Annotated in this window: 16 protein-coding genes; 13 read left to right on the forward strand and 3 right to left on the reverse strand. The window is 61.9% G+C overall.

What is annotated here, in order from left to right; translation table 11 throughout:
* The first annotated feature begins 112 nt into the window (after window positions 1-112).
* Window positions 113-622: a VC2046/SO_2500 family protein gene (locus AACR93_RS08865; RefSeq protein WP_043850572.1), complete on the forward strand. Its 510-nt coding sequence runs from the start codon at window positions 113-115 to the stop codon at window positions 620-622.
* An 89-nt stretch (window positions 623-711) separates the two neighbouring features.
* On the opposite strand, the gene hpf is transcribed toward AACR93_RS08865, so the two are convergent.
* Window positions 712-1050, reverse strand: coding sequence for a ribosome hibernation-promoting factor, HPF/YfiA family (gene hpf, locus AACR93_RS08870; protein ID WP_033113440.1), 339 nt, complete (start codon window positions 1048-1050; stop codon window positions 712-714).
* Window positions 1051-1420: 370 nt separating this feature from the next.
* Between hpf and AACR93_RS08875 the strand changes: the two genes are divergently transcribed.
* The 3 genes from AACR93_RS08875 to AACR93_RS08885 all read left to right on the forward strand — a co-directional run bounded on the left by AACR93_RS08875 (window position 1421) and on the right by AACR93_RS08885 (window position 7088).
* Window positions 1421-3910: a putative bifunctional diguanylate cyclase/phosphodiesterase gene (locus AACR93_RS08875; RefSeq protein ID WP_043850530.1), complete on the forward strand. Its 2490-nt coding sequence runs from the start codon at window positions 1421-1423 to the stop codon at window positions 3908-3910.
* Between the two features lie 101 nt (window positions 3911-4011).
* Entirely contained in the window at window positions 4012-5913 is a 1902-nt protein-coding gene (locus AACR93_RS08880; protein WP_043850531.1) for a transglycosylase SLT domain-containing protein, read from the forward strand.
* A gap of 176 nt (window positions 5914-6089) precedes the next feature.
* Window positions 6090-7088: a LacI family DNA-binding transcriptional regulator gene (locus AACR93_RS08885; protein ID WP_042033294.1), complete on the forward strand. Its 999-nt coding sequence runs from the start codon at window positions 6090-6092 to the stop codon at window positions 7086-7088.
* A 72-nt stretch (window positions 7089-7160) separates the two neighbouring features.
* Here AACR93_RS08885 and AACR93_RS08890 read toward each other — a convergent pair whose 3' ends face one another.
* Both AACR93_RS08890 and AACR93_RS08895 read right to left on the reverse strand, forming a co-directional pair.
* Window positions 7161-8225 (reverse strand): 3-deoxy-7-phosphoheptulonate synthase, encoded by a 1065-nt coding sequence (locus tag AACR93_RS08890; RefSeq protein WP_043850532.1) that lies wholly within the window; start codon window positions 8223-8225, stop codon window positions 7161-7163.
* Window positions 8226-8343: 118 nt separating this feature from the next.
* Complete coding sequence (locus tag AACR93_RS08895) at window positions 8344-10296, reverse strand: TonB-dependent receptor domain-containing protein (RefSeq protein ID WP_043850533.1); 1953 nt, start codon at window positions 10294-10296, stop codon at window positions 8344-8346.
* A 266-nt stretch (window positions 10297-10562) separates the two neighbouring features.
* Here AACR93_RS08895 and AACR93_RS08900 point away from each other — a divergent pair, with 266 nt between their 5' ends.
* The 9 genes from AACR93_RS08900 to AACR93_RS08940 all read left to right on the forward strand — a co-directional run bounded on the left by AACR93_RS08900 (window position 10563) and on the right by AACR93_RS08940 (window position 23473).
* On the forward strand, window positions 10563-11711 hold the full coding sequence (locus tag AACR93_RS08900; RefSeq protein ID WP_043850534.1) for an isochorismate synthase: 1149 nt from the start codon (window positions 10563-10565) through the stop codon (window positions 11709-11711).
* Entirely contained in the window at window positions 11708-13354 is a 1647-nt protein-coding gene (locus tag AACR93_RS08905) for a (2,3-dihydroxybenzoyl)adenylate synthase (protein WP_043850535.1), read from the forward strand. Before AACR93_RS08900 ends, AACR93_RS08905 begins: the two co-directional genes overlap by 4 nt.
* Entirely contained in the window at window positions 13351-14313 is a 963-nt protein-coding gene (locus tag AACR93_RS08910) for an isochorismatase family protein (protein WP_043850536.1), read from the forward strand. Before AACR93_RS08905 ends, AACR93_RS08910 begins: the two co-directional genes overlap by 4 nt.
* Window positions 14310-15077 carry a 2,3-dihydro-2,3-dihydroxybenzoate dehydrogenase gene (gene dhbA, locus AACR93_RS08915; RefSeq protein WP_043850537.1) on the forward strand — a complete coding sequence of 256 codons (768 nt, stop codon included), beginning with the start codon at window positions 14310-14312 and terminating at the stop codon, window positions 15075-15077. The genes AACR93_RS08910 and dhbA overlap by 4 nt, the downstream gene beginning before the upstream one ends.
* A gap of 125 nt (window positions 15078-15202) precedes the next feature.
* Window positions 15203-19192 (forward strand): non-ribosomal peptide synthetase, encoded by a 3990-nt coding sequence (locus AACR93_RS08920; RefSeq protein ID WP_043850538.1) that lies wholly within the window; start codon window positions 15203-15205, stop codon window positions 19190-19192.
* Complete coding sequence (locus AACR93_RS08925) at window positions 19189-20055, forward strand: hypothetical protein (protein WP_043850539.1); 867 nt, start codon at window positions 19189-19191, stop codon at window positions 20053-20055. Before AACR93_RS08920 ends, AACR93_RS08925 begins: the two co-directional genes overlap by 4 nt.
* A gap of 253 nt (window positions 20056-20308) precedes the next feature.
* Complete coding sequence (gene pdhA, locus AACR93_RS08930; RefSeq protein WP_043850540.1) at window positions 20309-21397, forward strand: pyruvate dehydrogenase (acetyl-transferring) E1 component subunit alpha; 1089 nt, start codon at window positions 20309-20311, stop codon at window positions 21395-21397.
* Entirely contained in the window at window positions 21390-22376 is a 987-nt protein-coding gene (locus AACR93_RS08935) for an alpha-ketoacid dehydrogenase subunit beta (protein WP_043850541.1), read from the forward strand. Before pdhA ends, AACR93_RS08935 begins: the two co-directional genes overlap by 8 nt.
* A complete protein-coding gene (locus AACR93_RS08940) occupies window positions 22373-23473 on the forward strand; it encodes a dihydrolipoamide acetyltransferase family protein (protein ID WP_043850542.1) in 1101 nt (366 codons plus the stop codon). The genes AACR93_RS08935 and AACR93_RS08940 overlap by 4 nt, the downstream gene beginning before the upstream one ends.
* The last annotated feature ends 7 nt before the right edge of the window (window positions 23474-23480 follow it).

The following is a 23480-nucleotide window of genomic DNA, read 5'->3' on the forward strand; positions in this document are numbered from 1 at the left end:
CGCATACTAACAGATCTTCCGCTTTTGTGAACCCCTGAAGCAGATTTTTCCATTAAAAGAATTGGATATGTGGCCGATAAGAGATGAAATCACCATTTCCAAGAGTTATCCCATGCTACCCAGTTCAATCCGTAATCAGCTGCTCGTCGATGAAGGCCAGTTGGGGCAACGTCTCAACCTGGATCTTCAGCATGGCGATCGGGCTGATTTCCGATTGCAGCTGGCGCTGCTGACCGATGCGGTTGAAGAGCAGCCCTGGTTCGATGCCAAGCCGGCGGCAAGCCTGGACACGCGGGACTGGCGAGCGCACTTTGAGCTGCGAGAGGCTCAGGTGCTGATGGCCGAGGGGGCGGGGAGTGACTGCAGTGCCATCAATGAGCGGTTGCAGCAGGGGGGGAGCATGGTGGATGTGCGGCTCTGGCTGGCACTGCAAACGCCGCCACTGGTAGCCAGACAGCCGCTGATCGATGATGCGGTGTTTGACAATCTGACGCTGCTGGGGCGCGAGAAGCTGCAACACAAGGTAGCCAGTGTGCCGCGGGAGGAGGATCCGCTGGTGCTGTTGCCGGTGCTCGACCGGCTGCAGCAGGGGGTCGATACCCGTCTTCACTGGCTCAGCTAGGGGCTGGTGTTTTTGTTCAGCCAGCTGAACATCAGGCAAACAAAAAGGCGGGATAACCCGCCTTTATGCTCTTTGTGATCCGTGATGCCTTATGCGTCAGCTTCGTCCGTTTCAACCTGCTCCTTCAACGCGGCATTGGCGCGACGGGCAATGGGTTTTTCGGTATGGCGATTGAGTTGACGCTCCAGTTTTTGTCCCAATTCGTTGATGGCGGCGTAGAGATCCTCATGCTCTGCCTGGGCAAACAGTTTGCCGTTGGGGATGCCAGCACTGGCTTCGACAATGAACATCAGACGCTCTTTGGAGACAATCACATGGGGTGTGATGAGAGGCACCTGAAGACGTTCGAGCTTTTCAAAACGGGATTCGATACGCTCGCGAATAGCCGGGGTGATGTCGATGATTTTGCTGGTAATTTCGATTTTCATATAGGCCCCCTTCGGGTCGTCTTGCTTGTGTCTTCACCTTCAGATTACTGATTGGCGGTGCTTAAAATGTGACATATGTCACAAAATTCAGCCATCATTATTCAGCAACTTATAAATTGTGATCTTTTCCGGTTTCGTGCCAAAAATCGCTTGAGCTCCTTGAAACTGGCAGGCAGTATGACGGGAATAGGATCGTTTCTGTCCCCTCTTGGCAGCACCCTGTGTCGACCTCATATCCGGTTCCCACTGCTTGATATCGCATGTTTGCACTTTGCCCCTCCTGTCTTCGACCTCATGAACGGATCCGGAGCGGTTGCTGCTGCCTGTTGCTGGACATCAAACGTGGTCGGTTGTTGTGTTGGAGTCATAAATGAAGCATCAAGCCACTCAGGTCATGTGGTTTTTTGATCGGCAGCATGATCAGTGGAGTCTCTCTGATCAGGGCACCTGCCAGCAGTGGCAAGGAAAGGGAGTCCATCCATGGGCCGACCAGCTGCTGCCGGAAGATGAAGCGGGCTTTGCCGACTTCCTCATCCGCCTTCATGAATCACACCTGCCGGAACAGTTTATCGGCCACCTCAGAGATAAAGAGGGAGCCCTCAACCATGTGCTCTGGAGCGGCCAGTTTGTGCCCAACCAGGAGGTCTGCTGTGGTTGGCTGATCCCGCTTGCCGCAACCTCTCTCAAGCTCTCTTTGCCTTTGCTGCAGACCAGTCTGCTCACCCAGCTGGCGCAGGCCCTCTCTGCCCGCACCGGGCTCGACTTCTTCAACACCCTGGTCAAACAGCTCTCCCACATTCTGCAGGTCGATGCGGTCTGGGTCGGTGAGCTGAGCTCGGCGGATCGAGTGCGGGTGCTGGCCGCCGACGGGCTGGTGCTCAAGGATTACCCGCTGGCGGGAACCCCCTGCCAGCAGCTCTATCGGCAGGGCGCGGTCTGCCTGGAGGTGATCTCCGAGCAGGAAGAGTACCAGCCGTGGCTGGCCGCCGGTCAGACCTATTACGGTCAGCCGCTGTTTGATGGCCGGGGGCAACTGCTGGGCCATCTGGCGCTGCTTAGCTCGGCGCCGGCAGACATGGCGAACCTCAACTCGGTGCTCAACACCTTCACTGTGCGGATGGTTGCCGAGCTGGAACGGCTGCAATCAGATGCCCAGATGCGCCTCTCTGCGGTAGCTTTCGAAACCCATGAGGGGATCATCATCACCGACCCGGGATTCAAGATCCTGCGGGTCAACAACGCCTTTAGCCAGATCACCGGATTTGATAGCCAGGCCGTGCTCGGCCTGCAGCTGGAACAGGATCTCTGGCCCAATCTGGGGGGGCTTGGTTATGAGCTCAATCCCCTGAGCCGCTGGCAGGGTGAGACCCAGCGTCTGCACGCCGATGGTCATACCTATCCCCAGTGGGAAATCGTAACGCCGGTGCAGGATGAGAAGGGAGGCATAAGCCACTTCGTCATCTGCTTCGAGGATATCTCCGAGCGCAAGGCGGCCGAACGGCGGATCCAGGATCTCGCCTATTACGACGAGTTGACCGGTCTGCCCAATCGCCGCCAGCTGCACGAAACGCTGGTTCAGACCTTCAACGAGGCGACTCACAGCTGCCTGATCGGCGCGCTGCTCTTTATCGATCTCGATCACTTCAAGACCATCAACGACTCCCTTGGCCACGCCACCGGAGACTGGCTATTGAAAGAGGTAGCGACCCGGCTCAAGCGGCTGGTGCGTCAGGGCGATTGTCTGGCTCGCCTCGGTGGGGATGAGTTCGTCCTGCTGCTGCCATCGCTGTCGGCCAGTCCGCCCCAGGCAGAGATGCAGGCCGACATCATTGCCGAGCGGCTCATCACCGAGATTGCCGCGCCCTACACCTATGCGGGGCAGGTGCTGCACATCGGTGCCAGCGTTGGCATCACCCTGTTTCCGGATCGGGAGCAGGGAGTGGATGATCTGCTCAAGCAGGCGGATACCGCCATGTATCAGGCCAAGTCGGCCGGTCGCAAGACCCGTCGCTTCTTTGACGCCTCCATGCAGCAGCAGGCGGATCGCCGCCTGCACATTCACAACGAGCTGCGCAACGCCCTCAATCAGCAGGAGCTGATGCTCTACTATCAGCCCCAGCATCTGGTGGATGGCGGCGACATCATCGGCGTCGAGGCGCTGATCCGCTGGCAGCCGGCGGGACGCGCACTGGTCTCCCCGGCCGAGTTTATCCCCATCGCCGAGGAGAGCGATCTCATCGTCGATATCGGCAACTGGGTGCTCCACGAAGCCTGTGCCCAGTATGTGCTGTGGGAGGAGAACGGAATCCATATCCCGCAGATCTCGGTCAACGTCAGTGCCAAGCAGTTCCATGCCACCGACTTTGTCGAGTGGATCCACGATGTGCTGGCACAAACCGGCATGGATCCGGCCTGCCTCAATCTGGAGATCACCGAATCTGTGGTGCTGGGCCATGCCGAGGACACCATCAGCAAGATGACGGATCTCAAATCCCTTGGCATCAGCTTTGCCATCGACGATTTCGGCGCCGGTTACTCCTCCCTGAGCTATCTCAAGCGGCTGCCCGCCGACGAGCTCAAGATCGACCGCTCCTTCATTCAGGACATCCCCAAGGATGGCGACAACATGGCCATCGTCGAGGCGGTGATCGCCATGGCGCGCCACATGGGGTTCAACGTTACCGCCGAAGGGGTGGAGTCACGCCAGCAGCTGGAGTTTCTCAAGGCGCAGGGGTGCAGCTTCTATCAGGGCTACCTCGCCTCCAAGCCGTTGCCGGTGCCCTATCTGGAGAAATATGTGCAGCGCCTCGCAAGACAAGAGTACCCGCGTGAAATTCAGCTGAGCGGCGTAGAAAAATAGTCTCCTCTCCCCGCTGTCGCCTTGGCTGGCAACGGGTAGAATGGGAAGCAGTAGACCCACCGCCCGCGGGCGGTGTTCTTGCCTCGCAATGGAGATGTTCAGTGAAAGCTGTATGGGGAATTGTTTTGTCGGCGCTGTTTGCGCCGGGTCTGATGGCACAAACAGCGGAGCAGTCGCTGTACCGTCAGGCCTACGATGCGGTAAAGGCCGATGATCAGGCCCGTTTCCAGCAAATTCGAGCCCGTTTGACTCATTATCCCCTGTTGCCCTACCTCGATTACTACCAGCTCGCCTTTCGGCCCGGGGCGGCCGACTACAACGATGTGACCCGCTTTATCCGCGAGCATGGCGACACCCCCCAGTCAAACCGGCTGGAGCGCAGTTACCTCACCTATCTGGCCCAGAGCGAGCAGTGGTCGCAATTCCTGCGCTTCTACCCGGCCAAGCCGAGCTCCACCGATCTGCTCTGCATGCACTATCAGGCGCTCTACAACACCGGCAAACAGGGTGAGGCGCTGCAGGGGGCTGGCAAACTCTGGATGAGCGGTCAATCCCGCCCCGATGCCTGCTCGCCACTCTTCAAGCTGTGGCAGGCATCCGGTCAGCGTACCCAGGATAAAATCTGGCAGCGGATGACCCTCGCTTTCGAAGCGGAGAACCCCAACCTGATCCGTCATCTGGGGGCCAACCTGTCAGGTAGCCTGCAAAGCTATGGCGATCAGATGGTGACCCTGTTCGAGCAGCCAGCCAAGGCGATGAATCCCGCCTATTTCAGCAGCAATCCCTACTCAAGGAAGCTGCTCTCGCTCGGTTTGGCCCGTTATGCCAATCAGGAGCCGGAAGCGGTACTGCGTCAGCTGACGCTCTTTCGCAGCCGCTTTGGTCTGACTCAGGCCGAGGCCAAGCCGGTTGAGCGTGCCATTGCCCGTCGTCTGTTGCTGGATCGCTCACTGGCCCAGCGCAGCTGGCTCGACAATACCGTGGTGCGGTTGGCCGATCCCGATATTACCGAGCTGCGGGCCCGTCTCGCGATTTGGGAACAGGATTGGCGCGGCCTTTCCGGCTGGGTGAAAAAGATGCCGATGGCGCGTCAGAAAGAGGATCGCTGGCGCTACTGGATGGCGCGCTCCCTCGAGGTGCAGGGGCAGAAGAAACCGGCTCAGGATCTCTATCTGGAGACCGCCAACCTGCGTGGTTTCTACGGTTTTATGGCGGCCCAGCGTACCGGCGTGCCCTACCGCATGGTCAATCAGGGGGTGAAGCATGTACCGGACTGGCGCACTGCCAGCCAGCGCTGGCCCTTCCTGCTGCGGGTGCGCGAGCTGCTGTCGATGAACGAAATCACGGCGGCACGGGCCGAGTGGATCCACAACATGGATCGCAACCCGGTGGCCCAACGCATCGAGTTTGGTCATATCGCCCTCAATCAGGGGTGGCATGAACTGGCCATTCTCTCCAGCATCCGCGCCGAAGCGTGGGATGCACTGGAGCTGCGCTTCCCCAAACCCTACACCCAGACCTTCAGTCAGGTGGCGCGGGAGCGGGCGGTCAACATGAGCCTGCTCTACGCCATCTCCCGTCAGGAGAGTGCTCTTTATCCGATGGCCCAGTCACCGGTGGGGGCGCGCGGTCTGATGCAGCTGATGCCCTCGACCGCCAAAGAGACTGCCGGCAAGCTCGGTGTGCCCTATCGCAGCGAACAGCAGCTGTTTGATCCGGCGATGAACGTCCGGCTGGGGAGCGCCTACCTCAAGCGCTTGCTTGATCTCTACGATGGCAACCGGATCCTTGCGGCAGCGGCCTACAACGCCGGGCCCGGTCGGGTGAAGCGCTGGCGCGATCAGAGTGAAAACAAGCCGATGGATGTCTGGGTCGAGAGCATTCCCTACAAGGAGACGCGCAACTACGTGCAGAACGTGTTGTCGTTTGACCTCATCTATCAGCACAAGCTGCAGCAGCCGCTGCGCTTCATGTCGGACCGGGAGCTCAACCACGCCTATTGAGCACGGGGCCGCCAGTCGGCCCCGTTTTCAAATCCCGCAGGCAGCGGGTATCATCAGCAACGCTCTGTTACAAAAGGAAACATGAGTGGTGATCGGGCTCCGGGAAATGTTCCAGGGAGCGGGATATACTCGGCCGTCGGCACCAGCAGGTTCCCCTCACAATAAAGGAATGGATAGTGGCAACGATAAAAGACGTTTCTCAGCTGGCAAATGTGTCTATTTCCACCGTATCGCGCGTGATCAACAACACGGCGCAGGTCGCCCCGGAAAAGCGCGAGGCCGTATTGGCGGCCATGAAGGAACTCAATTTTCGGCCCAACAGTTTTGCCCAGGCTCTGGTCAGCAAGCGTTCCAACTGCATCGGCGTGCTGGTCGGCGACCTCTGCGGTGGCCCCTTCTTCGCCCAGATGATGCGGGGCATTGAAACCATGGTCGATCGGGCAAACAAGTTCACCATTGTGATGTCGGGCAACCATGACATTACCCGCGAGCGCCATGCCATTCAGGCCCTGCTGCAACGTCAGTGCGATGCCCTGATCCTGCACAGCAAGGCGCTGCCCGACGAGGAGCTGAGCGAGCTGGCGGCGGGCACCACTCCCATCGTCTTTATCAACCGTCAGGTGCCGGGCGCCGAAGATCGCTGCGTCTGGCTCGACAACAAGGCCGGGATCACCACGGCTTGCCAGCATCTGCTTGATGCCGGTCATCGCAAGATTGCCTTTATTACCTCCGATGACGAGGAGTTCGTCGATGGTCAGCAACGGATGGCGGGCTATACCCAGACGCTGGGGCGGGCTGGTATCGCCCTTGATCCGGCCCTGATCAGCCGCGGCTTTGCCGACGAGAACGGTGGTTATGTGGCGATGAGCGAACTGCTGGCGCGCGGTGTCGAGTTCACTGCCGTGCTCGGTTTCAACGATGGCATGGTGGCCGGAGCCATCTCCTGTCTGCTGGAGCGTGGTTACAAGATCCCGCAACAGGTGTCGGTGGTGGGGTTCGACGATATTCCCTATGCCCGCTACATCTATCCCAAGCTCACCACGGTGCGCTACCCCATCGAGGAGATGGGCAGCCGCGCCGCCGAGCTGGCGCTGCGTCTGCTCGATCACAAGCCGGTAGAGGGGTTGCCGCTCAAATTCGAAGCCCAGCTGGTGGAGCGTGAATCGGTCGCCTGATCTACGGCGAGAAGTCCTTAGCAATATGGCCCCATCGGGGCCATATCTTTATCCGCCATATGCGTTCCGGTTTTACCCCGCCAGGGCAATGCGCTGCTGGCGGCGCGCTTCCACCCCTTCGGCAAGGGTATCGAGCACTACCCGCGTCTGCTCCCAGCTGATACAGCCATCGGTGACCGACTGGCCGTAGCACAGCGGCTTGCTGGCTATATCCTGGCGTCCCTCCTTGAGAAAACTCTCCACCATGACGGCTGCGATACTGTGGCAGCCGTTGCCCAGCTGGGCAGCCAGATCCCGGGCCACGGGTAGCTGGCGGGCGTGCTGTTTCTGGCTGTTGCCGTGGCTGCAATCGACCATCAGGCGAGGGGAGAGGTGATGCTGACGCAGCAGCTCGCCAGCCTCTGCCACATGATTGCTCTGATAGTTGGGCTGACGGCCACCGCGCAGGATCAGGTGACCATCGGGGTTGCCATGACTGCGCACCAGTACCAGCCGCCCGTCACCGGAAGGCTGCGGATAGAGGTGCGCGGCCCGGCTGGCAAGGATGGCTTCGACTGCGATCCGGATGTTGCCATCGGTGCCGTTTTTAAAACCGATGGGGCAGGGGAGGGCCGAGGCCAGCTGGCGGTGCAGTTGGGATTCGGTGGTGCGGGCACCGATGGCGCCCCAGCTGATGAGATCCCCCAGATAGATCATGCTGGTGAGATCGAGAAATTCAGTGGCACAGGCGAGCCCCTCTTGCCCGAGTGCCAGCAGCAGTTCGCGCGCTTGGCGCAGCCCCTCCGCTAGCCGATCGCTGCCGTCCAGACCCGGGTCGAAGATAAATCCCTTCCAGCCGAGCGTCGTGCGCGGCTTTTCGAAATAGGTGCGCATCACGACTTGTAGCTGATCCCCGTATTGGCCCTGCAGCTCGGCCAGCCGGCCACCATAGTCGCGGGCGGCGACGGGATCGTGGATGGAGCAGGGACCGATCACCAGCAGCAGGCGGTCGTCCTCTCCATGCAGAATATGGCGGGCTTGCTGGCGGCTACGTGCTATCTGACGGGCGAGTCGGGGAGGAACGGGGTGATCTTGCAGCAACTCATCCGGGGTGGGCAGGGTGGCAAGGGGTGATGCGTTCAGTAGTGAGGTGAACATGAGCGATCCTTATGGAAATGGAAACCTGCATGCTCATTGCTGTCCAGTGGGGATCTTCCCCTTATTGTGTCGGGCAACGCAGCGCGGGCATGGGCCCGCGCTGTTGGCTTGATGAGCTTTAGAAGCGGGCCGAGCCACTGATGTAGTAGCTGCGACCCGGCTCCACGTTCTGGAAGGTGGGGTCTTTCTCCTGCAGGCGAACATCGGTCAGGTTGGTGATACCGACCCGCAGATCAAAGTTCTCGGTGACCTTGAAGCCGGTGCCGAGATCGAAGGTCTGATAGCTGGGCAGCTTGTGCAGCACCACGGCCTTGTTGACGGTCTGCTCCGCATATTGGGTGCCGGTGTAGGTGGTGCCAACGAAGGCGTTGACCCGCTCGGTGGCCTGCCAGGTCAGTTTGGCGTTGGCCTTGTGCTCCGGCCGTTCGGGCAGGGCCTGACCCTGAACGCCTTCCGCTTTCAGGTAGGTGTAGTTGGCACCCAGATTGATGTCGTCGGTCAGATCGAGCCTGCCGGTCAGCTCCAGCCCTTTGGTGGTGGCCTTCTCCAGGTTGTACCAGGTGCGGTCAGTGGAGTTTGGCAGCTGTTTGAAGGTGAGCATGTCGTCGATATCGGAGTAGAAGAGGGTGGCGCTGGTTTCCCAGATCCCTTGCCCTGCGATGACGCCCAGCTCGTAGTTGGTGCTGGTTTCCGGCTTGACCTTGTCGCTGCCATAGATGCGGCAACTGCCGCCGCAGCTCTCGATGCTGTAGCCATTGGAGTACTGGTGTGGTGCCGGCGCCTTGAAGGCCTGGCTGACCCCGCCTTTGACGGTCACCACATCGTTCAGTTCGTAGACCAGATAGCCGCGCGGGGTGAAGTGACTGCCGTAGATCTCGTGGTGATCGTAACGACCGCCCAGAGTCAGGGTCAGGCTGTCGGTCAGGCCGATCTCGTCCTGAGCAAACAGTGCCTCCTGGGAGTGACTCTCCTTGCCGCCGATATCCTTGTAGCTCACCGCATCCACCAGCTCCCGATCCAGATATTCACCACCCAGCGTCAGGTAGTGGTTGGCCAGCGCCAGGTTGGTATAGCCCTTGAGGGTCAAGGTGTTCTCTTCCAGCTCCCGTTGCTGCGGGGCAGAGTAGCTGGTATTGAAATCATCGATCTGGGAGCTTTCATAGTTGGCCATGACGGTAGTGTCACCCCAGCTCCAGTTCCCCTTGTGAGTCAGGCCAAACAGGTTGCGATCGTTCTGCTGCTGGCGGCTGTGCACCTTGTTGCCGGTCTTGCGGAAGATATCGAGGGGGCGCTCATCCTGGTTGTAGAGATAGTCAAACTCGAAGCGCTGCTGCTCATCCACCAGCCAGCTCAGGGTGGAGGCAAAGTTGCGGGTCTGCTTGGCTTCGATAAGCGGGATGCCATCGGCCGCTTCCGGCGGAGTCCAAGCCTGACGGTCGTACACTTCGCCATTCATCCGGATCAGCAGGTTATCGGTCAGCGGGCCGGTAAAGCCCAGGTTGGTTCTGTGCTGATCGCCGCCATCCTTGCCCTCGATGGCCTTGAAGTCGGCATCGGCTGCCCCTTGCCAGGTTTTGCCCGGCTGCTTGGTGATGATGTTGATGACACCGCCGATGGCATCGGAGCCGTAAAGTGCCGACATGGGGCCGCGGATCACCTCGACCCGCTCGATCATGCCAAGGGGGACCGGGGTGTTGTCGAAGTTGCCACCGCGCCACAGGGCATTGGAGGAGGAGAGGCGTTTGCCATCCACCAGCACCAGGGTGTATTTGCCCGACATGCCGCGAATGCCGATATCGCTGCGGCCATTGGTATCGGTCTCGGCCTGGATGCCCACCTCGTGGCGCAGCAGGTCGGCAAGGTCATTGACCGGTGCGGCCTTGATCTGTTCGGCACTGATAACCGAGATGGATGCGGGGGCCGAGCGGGTATTGTGCGCCGTGGTGGTGACAGTGATCACCTCATCAGCTTGAGGGGCGTTGCTGGCGGCGATTGCTTGCTGGGTCAGCAGGGTGACTATGGTGGTGGCCAGCAGGCTGGGGGCAATAAAACGGGAGGTTGAGGATTTCATTATTTACATCTTCCATAACATTCAAATGATAAGCGTTATCATTATCAAGTTGAATTTGCTCCGATCGCAACTCTTTTTTATCGGCGATGTTCGGTTTCGTTCGCCCCTCTCTTTTGACTAAAAAGAAGTTAATGAAATTGATTATCATTTGTATTGATCGTTTTTTCACTCCTTGTTAGGATGCCGCTCACCCTGCGACATGGTGGGTCAAATGACTCACATTCTGTCGTTTCAGGTAGTGATTCATTCCAAGGAGTAGCACCGTCATGTGTGACCATGCACTGGAAGGAGAGTGGCCCGCCACTGCGGCCGGGCTGGATAAAGTGTGCTGTTTTGCCAGCGGTGACAGGGTACTGGTCGCTTCCGGTATCCACGACAGTTTTACCGGCATTCCACCGGAAAAACTGCTCGCCCATCTGCGTCAGTTGCGCCAGCAGGGGATGGACAATCCCATCGCCATCGGCGCCATTCCGTTTGATACCCAATCTCCCTGGCATCTGGTGATCCCGGCGCAATCGCAATGGGTCGCAAGGGATGCCCTGTTGCCCACCCGCTGTTGCCAGCTCCATGGCGAGGTGAGCGAAGTAACGGGCGCTGCCCACTATCAGGGGGCGGTGCGGGCGGCGCTGCAGCAATTCAGCGAGGGTCAGCTTGAGAAGGTGGTGCTGTCGCGCGCCATCGACGTGCAGAGCGCAGAGCAGACCTCACCCGCACACGCCTATGGCTCTCTGTTGGCCCAGAATCCGGGCGCCTATGTGTTCCAGATCCCGCTGCCGGAGGGGGAGACCCTGCTTGGCGCCAGCCCCGAGCTGCTGGTATCACGCAGCGAGATGGCGGTGGTGAGCAATCCACTGGCGGGCTCCCGTCCGCGCCACGCGTTTTCCGATCAACAGGTGGCCAGTGCCGAACTGCTGGGGGCCCAGAAAGATCGCTATGAACATGCGCTGGTGGCCGATGCGGTCGCTGCGGCCCTCGCTCCCTTCTGCCGCGAGCTGGACGTCCCTCTGGAGCCGCAGGTGATCGCCACTCCTACCATGTGGCACCTCTCGACCCGCATTGCCGGACGGCTCCATGAGCCCTCTCCCGTGCTGGCACTGGCGCTGGCGCTGCACCCGACACCGGCGGTATGCGGCACGCCGCTCTCGGCTGCGCGTCAGGCCATCTCCCGGCTTGAGGGGTACGATCGCCGCTTCTACTGCGGCGCCGTCGGCTGGATGGATGCCGATGGCAATGGCGAGTGGGTAGTCACCATTCGCTGTGGCGTGCTGGCCGGCAGGCAACTGCGGCTCTATGCCGGTGCCGGGGTGGTGGTGGGCTCTTCGCCGGAAGCAGAGTGGCAGGAGACCGCCGCCAAACTCGGCACCATGCTGCGGGCGTTTGGCCTCGAGAGCCGGGAGCCGGAGGTAACTGCATGAAGCCGCTGGTGCCCTTTACCCCCTGGCCTGTAGAGCTGGCAGCCCACTACCGTGCGCAAGGGTGGTGGCGCGGGCAACCGCTCACCGCCCTGCTCGATGACTCCGCCGAACGTTATCCCGAGCGCACGGCCCTGATCTGCGGCGAGCGCACCCTCAGTTATGGCCAGTTAAAACGTGAGGTCGATGCGCTGGCGGCGCGGCTGACCGTGCGCGGGCTCGGCCATGGCGATACCGCGCTGGTGCAGTTGCCCAACTGCGCCGAGTTCTATATCTGCTGGTTTGCCCTGATCCGCTGCGGAGTGGTGGCGGTGCATGCCCTTTATAGCCATCAGCGGCGCGAGCTGGTGGCCTTTGCCCGCCAGATTGAGCCCGCCTTGCTGGTACTCAGCCCCTCTCACCCCGGCTTTGCCGGTGAAGGGGGAAGCCTCGCGGCCCTTGATGAGCGGGTATCGCCTTCCTGTCAGACACTGCTGTTCGAGCCAGCAGAAGGGGGCGATCTTCAGTCAGGATTTGCATGGCGTCAGTCTGAAACCGTGGCTCGTGCTGATGGTTTTGTGCAGGTGGCCACAGCGCCTACACCAACCCCGGCCGATCAGGTCGCCTTTTTCCAGCTCTCCGGCGGCAGTACCGGCACTCCCAAACTGATCCCCCGTACCCACGATGACTATGGCTACAGCGTGCGCCAGAGCGTAGCGGTGTGTGGTTGGGATGAGCGGGTGATCTATCTCTGCGCCCTGCCGGCGCCCCACAACTTTCCCCTGAGTTCCCCCGGCGCACTCGGAGTGTTTTATGCCGGTGGCCGCGTGGTGCTGGCAAAGGATCCTTCCGCAGTAACCTGTCTGCCGCTGGTGCAGCGTCATCAGATCAATTGGGCGGCCCTGGTGCCACCGGCTCTGGCGCTCTGGCTGGAGGCGGCCAGCCACTATCCGCAGACCTCTCTGGAGTGTGTGCAGGTGGGAGGTGCGCGCCTCAGTCCGGCTCATGCCGATGCGGTAGCGAGCCGCCTTGGTTGCCGCTTGCAGCAGGTGTTCGGCATGGCCGAGGGGCTGGTCAACTACACCCGCACCGAGGATGACCAGTGGCACATCGTCAATACCCAGGGTTGCCCGATGAGCCCGGGTGACGAGGTGGAGGTGCGGGATAGCGATGGGCACCCCTTGCCCGATGGTGAGTGCGGCGAGCTCTGGACGCGTGGCCCCTACACCTTTCGCGGCTACTTCAAGGCTGATGCCCACAATCAGCGGGCTTTTGATCGGGACGGTTTCTACTGCACCGGCGATCTGGTCTGCCGCTTGCCCAGTGGCCATCTGATGGTGGTGGGGCGCAACAAGGATCAGATCAACCGGGGCGGGGAGAAGATCGACGCCCTCGAGATTGAAGAATTGCTGATTACCCATCCAGATGTGCGGCAGGCGGCGCTGGTCGCCATGCCCGATCCCATGCTCGGGGAGCGCAGCTGCGCCTTTCTGATGTGCCGCGAGCCCCTCAATCTGCCCTGCTTGCGCCGTTTCCTGCGCGAGCAGGGGGTGGCCGATTACAAACTGCCCGATCGCCTGGTGCTGGTGGAGCAACTGCCCCACACCCCGGTCGGCAAGATAGACAAACAGACGCTGCGCGAGCAGCTCGCCAAGGAGTGTGCATGACCATTCAATCCCTCGCCGCCTATCCGCTGCCCACCCCCGAGGAGCTGCCCAGCGGGCGGGTGAACTGGCCCTTCGAACCGGGCCGCGCCGCCTTGCTGGTCCACGATATGCAGCACTATTTCGTCGACTTCTACGGGGCGGACAATCAGCTGATCAATCAGGTCATCGACCATATTGCCACCCTGATCCGTCAGGCGCGTGCTCTTGGCATGCCGGTGGTCTATACCGCCCAGCCCGCCGAACAGAGTCAGGCCGATCGGGCGCTGCTCAACGACATGTGGGGGCCCGGGTTGACCCGAGCGCCGGAGCGTCAGCCGATTGTTTCGGCGCTGGCCCCCGAGCCGCAGGATACGGTGCTGACCAAGTGGCGCTACAGCGCTTTTTGCCGCTCACCGCTGGCGGAGCTGATGGCCGGATGGGGGCGGGATCAACTGGTGATCTGCGGCATCTACGGCCATATCGGGGTGATGCAGACGGCGGTCGATGCCTTTATGCGCGATATCCGCCCCTTCCTGGTGGCTGATGCCATCGCCGACTTCTCCCGCGAGGATCACCTGCAGGCGCTCTCCTATGTCAGCCGCAATGCCGGTCGGGTGATTACCGTGGCCGAGGTGATGGTGGCCAGCAAACGCCCCCTGACTCGAGAGTCACTGCGTGATCTGGTGCTGGCGCGGCTGCCCGCCGAGATGCAGCAGGAGCAGCCCACCGAGGATGACAACCTGCTCGACTACGGTCTCGATTCGCTGGCGGTAATGGGGCTGGTGGAGGAGTGGCGCCAGCAGGGGCTGGTGGTGGAGCTGGCAGAGCTGGCCCGCACGCCGACTCTGGCTCACTGGTGGGGGCTCCTCTCCCGTCAGATTCACGTCAGTCCGCCCAATGTCAGCCAGTTCAATGTCAGTCAGGACAAGGCTTATCAGGTCAACGAAGAGCACGTCACCGAACCGGAGTGCACCCCATGAGTGAGTGGCAAGGCAGAACCGTCTGGGTAACCGGCGCGGCGCAGGGAATTGGCCATGCGGTGGCGCGCACCTTTGCCGAGGCGGGGGCCAGCGTGGTGGCGTTCGATCTGCAATTGGCCGAGGCCTTGCCCGGCAACGTGAAGGGCGTGGTGCTCGACGTGAGTGACAGCGAGGCCGTGACCCGCTGCTGCGAACAGCTGCTGGACGAGGGGCTGGGGCCCGATGTGCTGGTCAATGTCGCCGGCGTACTGGCGACCGGCAGGATCGATGAGGTGGATGACGCCCTCTTGCAACGCACCTTCGCCATCAACACCTTCGCCCCCTTCTACCTGATGCGGGCCCTGACCCCCTGGTTTCAGGGGCGGCGCAGGGGCGCCATCGTCAATGTCTCCTCCAATGCTGGTCGGGTGCCGCGAGTGGGGATGGGCATTTATGGCGCCTCCAAGGCGGCGCTGACCAGCCTCACTCAAACGGCTGGGTTGGAGCTTGCTCCCTATGGGGTGCGCAGCAATCTGGTGTCGCCGGGCTCGACCCGCACCCCGATGCTGTACGGCATGTGGCAGGAGGGGGAGGCGGCGCAGCAGGAAGGAGAGCTGCGAACCATCGCGGGCCTGCCCGGGCAGTTCAAGCTGGGTATCCCCCTTGGCAAACTTGGGACCCCCGACGAGGTGGCTGCCTGCGTGCTGTTTCTCGCCTCAGATGCCGCCAGCCATATCACCCTGCAGGATCTGGTGGTCGATGGCGGTGCCACTCTGGGGGTCTAGCCCGCGCGCTGCCGATCCGGCAGGCGCGACACCTTCTTAATGGAGGAGGCCTTGCCTCCTCGCTTTTCAGCCATGCGGGCAGGGGCAAGTCGCTGCCCGCTCGATGTTTGCGCAAGGATATTCCCATGGAACAGACAATGGCGATGCGCGCCACCCACCTGCGTGGTGAGCACCCGCGCTGGCCGCTAACCACCGCTCAGGCGGGTATCTGGTTTGCCCAGCAAAAATACCCGCAGAGCCCCGCTTGCAATACCGGCGAGTACTGGCTGCTGGAGGGGGCGCTTGCTCCCCATCACTTCATCCGCGCGGTGCGTCAGACCATCAACGAGATCCCCGGTCTGCACTGCGCCTTTGTGGCCACTGCCGATGGCCCGCAGATGGTGGCCAACCCCGCCTGCTGGCAGCTGAGCGAACGGGATCTGCGCAGCGAAGCTGACCCGCTTGCGGTCGCGCAGGTCGAGATGCGTGCGCAGCTGGCCGTCCCCTTCAATCTGGCCGGGGGGCCGCTGTTTGCCACGACGCTCTATCGCCTTGGCGAGGGGCGGTGGGCCTGGTTTATCGCCGTGCACCATATCGCCATCGATGGCTTTGGCCTGAGCCTGCTCTGCCAGCGGGTGGCAAATTGGTATGAGGCGCTTTGTGCGGGCGAGCAGCCTGCCCCCTGCCGTTATGCGACTCAGCAGGAGTTGTTGGCCGAAGAGGCAGCCTATCAGGATTCGCCGCGCTCCGCGCGGGATCGCGATTTCTTCGTGCAGCAGCTGGCCGGGGTGGAGAACCCGGCGTCGCTCTCCCGCCGTCCGGCGCAAGGGCCTGGCCCCACATATCGTCTTGAACAGCGCCTTTCTGGCCGCCAGTGGCAGGCATTGGTGGCGCGGGCGAGTCGTTCGGCCTGTCACCCCTACAGCCTGCTGCTGGCAGCAGTGGCCAGCTATGTGCAGCGGATGAGCGGTGCTGGCGAGGTAGTGCTGGGTATTCCGCTGATGGGGCGACTGGGCTCAGCGGCGGCCGATACCCCCTGCATGAAGGTCAATGTGGTGCCCCTGCGCATTGAACTGAGCGGCACCAGCCGGGTAGGGGAGTTGCTGGCACAGGTCGAGCGGCAATTTGCCGCCCTGCGCCGTCATCAGGGCTACCGTCAGGAGTGGTTGCAGCAGCGTCAGCCGGGCCAGCCGCTGTTTGGCCCTCAGGTCAATCTGATGCCCTTTGCCCGTACCCTCAGCTTTGGTGAAGGACACAACGAAGTTCGTGGCGAGGTGCTGGTGCTGGCGGCGGGGCCGGTGGAGGAGTGCGCCTTCTATTTTACCGAGGAGGCAGGCGCTATGACCCTGACCCTCGAAGCACATCAGAGGCGCTTCAGCCAACAGGAGAGCGGACGTCATCTGGCCCGGCTGGTCGCCTATCTGGCGGCCTGGAGTGAGGCGGATGACGAGGCCGAAGCGGTGCGATTGCCGCTGCTGTTGCTCTGTGAGCAGGCTGAGCTGGCGCGCTGGAACCAGACCGACCATCCGTTGCCGACCACCACCCTGAGCGCACTGCTGGCCGAAGGGCTGGCGGCGGCGGATCAGAGCGCCATCGCGCTGGAGTGTGGAGCCGAGCGCTGGAGTGTGGCCGAGCTGCGCCAGCGAACCCGCCAGTTGGCCAGCTATCTGGCGGGAAGGGGCGTGGGCCCCGGTTGTCGGGTGGCGGTAGTGATCCCGCGCGCTCCCGAGCTTATTCTCGCCCAGCAGGCCATCATGGCGGTGGGGGCCGTCTATGTACCCGTTGATCCGGACTATCCGGCGGAGCGGATCGGCTACATTCTCGCCAGCAGCGATCCTGCGCTGGTGTTGACCAGTCGCACCTTGCGGATGCCGCTCGATGTGGCCGCGCCACTTGTCTGCCTCGATGCCCCCGGTGTCGCAGAGCAGCTGGCTGCGGTAGAGTTGGCAACGACAGCACCTTGTGAACTGCCAGCCCCCAAGCCGGAAGATGCGGCCTACATCATCTACACCTCCGGCTCGACCGGTCGGCCCAAAGGGGTGGTAGTGAGCCATGGTGCCATCGTCAACCGGCTGCTCTGGATGCAGCACATGTATCCCATCGGCCCGGCGGATCGGGTGCTGCAAAAGACCCCGGCCGGTTTCGATGTCTCCATCTGGGAATTCTTCTGGCCCTTTATGACCGGAGCGCGGCTGGTGCTCGCCAAACCGGGCGGCCACAAGGATCCCGCCTACCTTGCCGAGCTGATTGAGCAGGCCGGGATCACCACCTTGCACTTTGTCCCCTCCATGCTGCAGATCTTTGTCACTCAGGCCGAGCCTGCGCGTTGCTGTTCCCTGCGCCAAGTCTTCTGCTCCGGCGAGGCGCTGTCCGCGGATCTGGTGCAGCGCTGGTATGGAACATTTTCAGCCCCCCTGCACAACCTCTATGGCCCGACCGAGGCGGCGGTGGATGTCACCTGGTATCCCTGCCGGGCAGACGAGGCGGTGACCAGCGTGCCCATCGGCTATCCGGTCTGGAATACCAGCATCCACATTCTCGACCCCTGGTTGCAGCCGGTGCCCCCCAGTGTGGCGGGAGAGCTCTGGATCGGCGGCGTGCAGGTGGCGGATGGCTACTTTGGCCAGCCCGAGCTCACCGCCGAGCGCTTTATTGCCAACCCCTTCGGCGCGGGGCGGCTCTATCGCAGCGGCGATCTGGCCGCCTGGCGCGAGGATGGTGCCATCGAGTATCTGGGGCGCCTCGATTTTCAGGTGAAGATCCGTGGTCAACGCATCGAACTGGAGGAGATCGAGCAGGTGCTGCTGCGCCATCCCCGGGTGGCGCAAGCGGTGGTGCTGGCCCCCGAATTTGCCCCCGGCGATCGCCGTCTGGTGGCCTATGTGGTGGCCGCAGATAGCAGAGAGCTGACGCTGGCCGAGCTGGTACCCGCCCTTGGCGCTGCCTTGCCCGATTACATGGTGCCGGGGCTCTTGGTAAACCTGGCTGAGCTGCCGCTCACCCCCAATGGAAAGCTGGATCGCAAGGGGCTGCCGCTGCCCGATATGGCGTCGGCGGTGGGTCTGTCACTGCCGAAAACCCTGCTGGAGGAGCGGCTTTGTCGCCTCTTCGCCGAGATACTGGGGCTGGCGCGGGTCGGCGCCGACGATAACTTCTTTGCCCTCGGTGGCCACTCCCTGCTGGCGGCGCAGCTGGTGGTGCGTATTGAGGAATCAATAGGACAGACTCTTACCTTGGCCAGCCTGTTCGAAGCGCCGAGCCCTGCCCAGCTGGCGCTCCGTCTTGGCGGCGAGCGGGAGGCAATGCCCATGCTGTTGCCCCTGCGAGCGTCCGGTGCGCAGGCGGGTACATCGGGCCCCACCCTCTTTTGCGTCCACCCCGCCGGCGGGCTCGGCTGGTGTTATGCGCCGCTGGTGCCCCATCTGCCGACTGATATGGCGGTCTATGCCCTGCAGGCAAGGGCGCTTTGCCAGCCGGATGCGCCGCTGCCCGCCAGCTTCGACGAGCTGGCCCTCGATTATGTGACCGAGCTGCGTCGTCAGCAGAGCGAGGGGCCCTACTGGCTGCTCGGCTGGTCGCTCGGGGGCATGCTGGTGCACCGGATGGCCGCCATGCTGCAAGAGCAGGGACAGGAGGTGGCCATGGTGCTGCTGCTCGATGCCTACCCCTGTCAGCAGTGGCAGACCCAGCCGTTGCCCGACGAGCAGCGGATGCTCGATGCGCTGCTGCGGATGGGGGGGATTGCGGTTGCGGACGAGGCGCTCGATTCCCTTACTCGGGGCGACGTGGTGGCCCGACTGGGGGAAGAGGGGAGTGCGCTGGCCATGCTCGACGAGCAGGTGGTGAGCGCCATGATTGAGCTGGTTGGCCACAACAACCGGCTGATCCGTGAGCCGGTCGACTACTGCTACCACGGGGAGGTGATCTTTATCGAGGCGTCAGCCTCCCGCCAGCCCTGGCTGGATGGACGTGGCTGGGAATCGCTGACAACAGGGGACATCCGCTATGAGCGCTTCCCCTGCCTGCATCAGGAGATGGTGCATCCCGACTGGCTGGCAAAGATCGGCGCTTTTATTTGTGAGCGGGTCGATGGGGTCGGGCAACAACCGCACATCCGGCAGGAGGGGGACGCATGACCCCGGTTGCCGCTATCAGGGAAGCTTTGTTGGCGGGCAAGCTGGTGGGGTTGGGGGAGCCGCATTGGCACCCGGATTTTATCCGGCGCCAGCATGCCTGGCTGTGTGATCCGGCGCTCTGGGGAGTCATGACCGATCTGGTGCTGGAGTGCGGCAACCAACGCCATCAGGGCTTGCTCGATGCCTGGCTGACGGGGCAGGAGAGCTGGCAGGGTGAGCCGCTGACGCTGGCACGGCTCTATCCAGTCTGGCTCGACTCCTGCGCCTTTCCCGCCTGGATGGCCCCCGAGTTTCCGGCTCTCTTTTCCGCTCTGCGCCAGAGCAATCTGGCGCGCCCTGAACATATGCGGCTGCGGGTGCATCTCTGCGAGCCCTCATTCGAGTGGCAGGAGATGAGTCCGGAGCGATGGCAGCAGCACAACCGGGGGCGGGATCTGGCGCTGGCCGGCCATCTTCTTGCACTTCCCCCGCGCGGTGTGGTGGTGCTGGCGGGGGCGCGCCATCTGCTCAAAGCCGCAGGGGATCCCCATTTTGTGCAGCCGACGCTGGGCCAGTTGCTGGAGGTGGCACTGCCGGGCTGGCTGCATGTCCTTCACCCCTGGCCAATGGCTGATGAGAAGGGAGATGAGGAGGAGCGGGTGTGCGAGTTGGCCGATATCACAACTGTCGAGCTGTATCCCCACTGGCCGGCGCATCCGCCGCTGGAGACTCTTATCGATCGGTTGGTGCGCGTGGCTGACCGGGGACGGGAGATGCGAATTTGCCCCACCTTGCTGGCCGAGCCCTGGCGTAGCCGCTTGTTGAGTCGCGCTCACTTGCTGCCAGTTGGCATGGCCCGCCAGCTGCAGCAGTGGCTGGCGTAACTGCTGACTTGAGTAACTCAATGGGGGAGCAAGGCTCCCCTTTTTCACATTTTGCATCCTGCATTCAGCGCTGCAAAGTTGCACCATTTACGGCATACCTTGCAACTCATCGCCGAAAATTCAGCTCCTTCGCTACTTTAAAGAAGTTTCTACTGGTCTTACCTGAGTAAATCCCTTTGCTTTTTATTTAACAAGGTATTTACATCTAAGTGTCACCAGCATCGGTGACGCCTACAACGGCAAGGAGCCAGTTATGACCCATGTCGACATCCCTTTCCTTCGTTACCTCGATGCGGAAGGGTGCCCGGTCGCCACCTTACCGGCCTGGCTGGACAAGGCGATACTGCACACTTTCTACCGCAATATGGTGATGGTGCGCAGCTATGACAAAAAAGCGATAGCGCTGCAACGAACCGGCAAGCTCGGTACTTTTCCCTCCCATCTCGGTGCCGAAGCCGTGGGGATTGGCATTGGTCTCGCCATGCAGCCGCAGGATGTCTACGTCCCCTACTATCGGGACATGCCCACCCTCTATGTGCGGGGCGTACCGATGGAGAAAAACCTGCAATATTGGGGCGGTGACGAGCGGGGGAGTTATTTTCTCAAACCAGATGGGACTCCCTCTGAAGATCTCCCCATCTGCGTCCCCATCGCTACCCAGATCACCCACGCATGCGGTATTGCCTCGGCCTTCAAACTGCGTAATCAACCGCGCGTCGCTGTAGTCACTATCGGCGATGGCGGCACCTCCAAGGGTGATTTTCTGGAGGGGCTCAACTGCGCCGGTGTCTGGCACCTGCCGATGGTCATCATCGTCAACAACAACCAGTGGGCCATCTCGGTGCCACGCAAGCTGCAATCGAGCGCTCCTACGCTGGCCCAGAAGGGGATTGGCGCCGGGGTGCGCAGCCTGCAGGTGGATGGCAACGATGTGGTGGCGGTCTACGATGCCGCTCGCAGTGCCGTAGAACGGGCCCGCAGCGGCAAGGGGCCGACCCTGATCGAGGCGGTCAGTTATCGTCTCGGCGATCACACCACGGCCGACGATGCCACTCGCTATCGCGACGGGGCCGAGGTCGAGGCCGCTTGGGCGAAAGAGCCGGTCAAGCGGCTGCGCAAGTTTATGCACAGCCAGGGCTGGTGGGATGAGGAGCAGGAGCAGAGCCTGCTGGCGGACGCCGCCCGAGAGGTAGAACAGGCGGTTGCCCGTTATGAGGCGATGGCGCCCCAGCCACCGGAGGCGATGCTCGATTATCACTACGCCAGCCTGCCCGCCGAACTCTTGCCCCAGCGCGAGCGAGTGATTGCCAAGGGGATGAAGCAGGAGGTTGGCCATGAGTGAGATCAGTTTGCTGGAAGCGGTCAACATGGCCCTTCACTACGAGATGGAGCACGACCCGGATGTGGTGGTACTCGGCGAGGATGTGGGAGTCAATGGCGGGGTGTTTCGCGCCACAGTTGGCCTGCGCGACAAGTTCGGTTTCAAGCGGGTGATCGACACGCCGCTGGCCGAGGGATTGATCGCCGGAGTGGCGGTCGGTATGGCCACCCAGGGGCTCAAGCCGGTGGCTGAGTTCCAGTTTCAAGGCTTCATCTTCCCCGGGATGGAGCAGATCATCTGTCAGGCGGCGCGGATGCGAAACCGCACCCGTGGCCGTCTCTCCTGCCCCCTCGTCTATCGCTCCCCGTATGGAGCAGGCATTCACTCGCCGGAACATCACAGCGAGAGTGTCGAGGCGCTGTTTGCCCATATTCCCGGGCTGCGGGTGGTGATCCCCTCCAGCCCGAGACGCGCCTATGGCCTGCTGCTATCGGCCATCCGCGATCCGGATCCCGTGATGTTTTTCGAACCCGACCGCATCTATCGCTCGATGAAATCCGAGGTGGTGGATGACGGTGTCGGCCTGCCGCTGGATGTCTGCTTCACCCTGCGCCCGGGCCGGGATATCACGGTAGTGGCCTGGGGGGCCTGCATTCAGGAGGTGATGCGGGCGGCGAACCTGCTGGCCGAGCAGGATATCCAGTGCGAGGTGCTGGATCTGGCCACCATCAAGCCGCTGGATATGGAGACCATCCTCGCCTCGGTACGCAAGACCGGGCGGTTGCTGGTGGTACACGAGGCATGTGGCAGCTTCGGGGTCGGGGCCGAAATTGTGGCGCGGGTGACCGAGCAGGCACTTCCCAGCCTCAAGGCGCCGCCCAAACGGCTGACAGGCGTGGATGCCGCCGTCCCCTATTATCGCAACGAAGCGTATTACCTCATCACCGAGCAGGATATCGCCGATGCCGCTCACCAGCTGATGGAGAACCAGTGGCTATGAAATTTTTCAAATTACCGGATCTGGGTGAAGGGTTGGCCGAAGCCGAGATCGTCGAATGGAAGGTGAGTGCCGGTGATACCGTTGCGGTCGATCAGGTGCTGTTGTCGGTGGAAACGGCCAAAGCGCTGGTGGATGTGCCCTCTCCGGTGGCCGGGGTGATTGCCCGTCTCTGCGGCGCCGAGGGGGATATCCTCCATATCGGTGCGCCGCTGGTGGAATTCGAGGGGGGTGAGGATGATGGCACCGTGGTGGGCAAGGTGAGTGCTCATCAGCAACATATCGAGGATCACTTCGTGGTGGGGGCCATTGCCCCGGGGGGCTCGCTGGTGCAAGCCATGCCTGCCGTGCGCCTGCTGGCACAAAAACTGGGTCTGGATATCGACCGGATCAAGGGAAGTGGCAGTGGCGGTATGTTGACCGAGCTGGATGTGCAGCAGGCGTTCGAGGCTCAGCAAAGCAGTGGCAACGAGTTTCTCAAAGGGTCACGGCGGGCCATGGCCAAGGCGATGGAGCTCTCTCATCAGACGGTAGTGCCGGTCAGCATTACTGATGAGGTGGATTTGCGTCACTGGCACCCTGATGAGGATGTGACGGTGCGCCTTATCAAGGCGATTGGCGTGGCGTGCCGCGCCGAGCCCTCGATGAATGCCTGGTTTGATGGTGAAACCCTGTCAAGACGGTTGTTCAAAGAGGTCAATGTGGCCATTGCGGTGGATTCCAAGCATGGCCTCTATGTGCCGGTGATGGAGAACGTGGCTGAGCGGGAGGGGACCGATCTGCGGCAAGGGCTGGATCGGATGATCGCCGATGTGAAGGCGCGTGCCGTGCCCCGCGAGATGTTGCAGGGGGCGACCATTACGCTCACCAACTTCGGCGCCATCGCAGGCCGTTATGCCAGCCCTATCGTGACGCCGCCGCAGGTGGCCATCATAGGGGCGGGCAAGTTGTTCGAGAAAGTGGTGTTCATCCATGGGGAGGCTCGCCCGGTGAGGGCATTGCCGTTGTCGATGACATTTGACCACAGAGCCTGTACCGGCGGCGAGGCGGCACGCTTCCTCAAGGCACTGGTACAAGCGCTGGAAGCGCCGACCCTGTAAAGGGTGT

The organism is Aeromonas sp. L_1B5_3 (genome assembly GCF_963866575.1).
Taxonomy (GTDB): domain Bacteria; phylum Pseudomonadota; class Gammaproteobacteria; order Enterobacterales; family Aeromonadaceae; genus Aeromonas; species Aeromonas jandaei.

Excerpts from the sequence above, each read along its gene's own strand:
- AACR93_RS08895 (WP_043850533.1), bottom strand. The coding sequence starts at position 10,296 with ATGAAATCCTCAACCTCCCGTTTTATTGCCCCCAGCCTGCTGGCCACC.
- dhbA (WP_043850537.1), top strand. The coding sequence starts at position 14,310 with ATGAGTGAGTGGCAAGGCAGAACCGTCTGGGTAACCGGCGCGGCGCAG.
- AACR93_RS08865 (WP_043850572.1), top strand. The coding sequence starts at position 113 with ATGCTACCCAGTTCAATCCGTAATCAGCTGCTCGTCGATGAAGGCCAG.
- AACR93_RS08935 (WP_043850541.1), top strand. The coding sequence starts at position 21,390 with ATGAGTGAGATCAGTTTGCTGGAAGCGGTCAACATGGCCCTTCACTAC.
- AACR93_RS08890 (WP_043850532.1), bottom strand. The coding sequence starts at position 8,225 with ATGTTCACCTCACTACTGAACGCATCACCCCTTGCCACCCTGCCCACC.
- hpf (WP_033113440.1), bottom strand. The coding sequence starts at position 1,050 with ATGAAAATCGAAATTACCAGCAAAATCATCGACATCACCCCGGCTATT.
- AACR93_RS08900 (WP_043850534.1), top strand. The coding sequence starts at position 10,563 with ATGTGTGACCATGCACTGGAAGGAGAGTGGCCCGCCACTGCGGCCGGG.
- AACR93_RS08905 (WP_043850535.1), top strand. The coding sequence starts at position 11,708 with ATGAAGCCGCTGGTGCCCTTTACCCCCTGGCCTGTAGAGCTGGCAGCC.
- AACR93_RS08910 (WP_043850536.1), top strand. The coding sequence starts at position 13,351 with ATGACCATTCAATCCCTCGCCGCCTATCCGCTGCCCACCCCCGAGGAG.
- AACR93_RS08875 (WP_043850530.1), top strand. The coding sequence starts at position 1,421 with ATGAAGCATCAAGCCACTCAGGTCATGTGGTTTTTTGATCGGCAGCAT.
- AACR93_RS08925 (WP_043850539.1), top strand. The coding sequence starts at position 19,189 with ATGACCCCGGTTGCCGCTATCAGGGAAGCTTTGTTGGCGGGCAAGCTG.
- AACR93_RS08920 (WP_043850538.1), top strand. The coding sequence starts at position 15,203 with ATGGAACAGACAATGGCGATGCGCGCCACCCACCTGCGTGGTGAGCAC.
- pdhA (WP_043850540.1), top strand. The coding sequence starts at position 20,309 with ATGACCCATGTCGACATCCCTTTCCTTCGTTACCTCGATGCGGAAGGG.
- AACR93_RS08940 (WP_043850542.1), top strand. The coding sequence starts at position 22,373 with ATGAAATTTTTCAAATTACCGGATCTGGGTGAAGGGTTGGCCGAAGCC.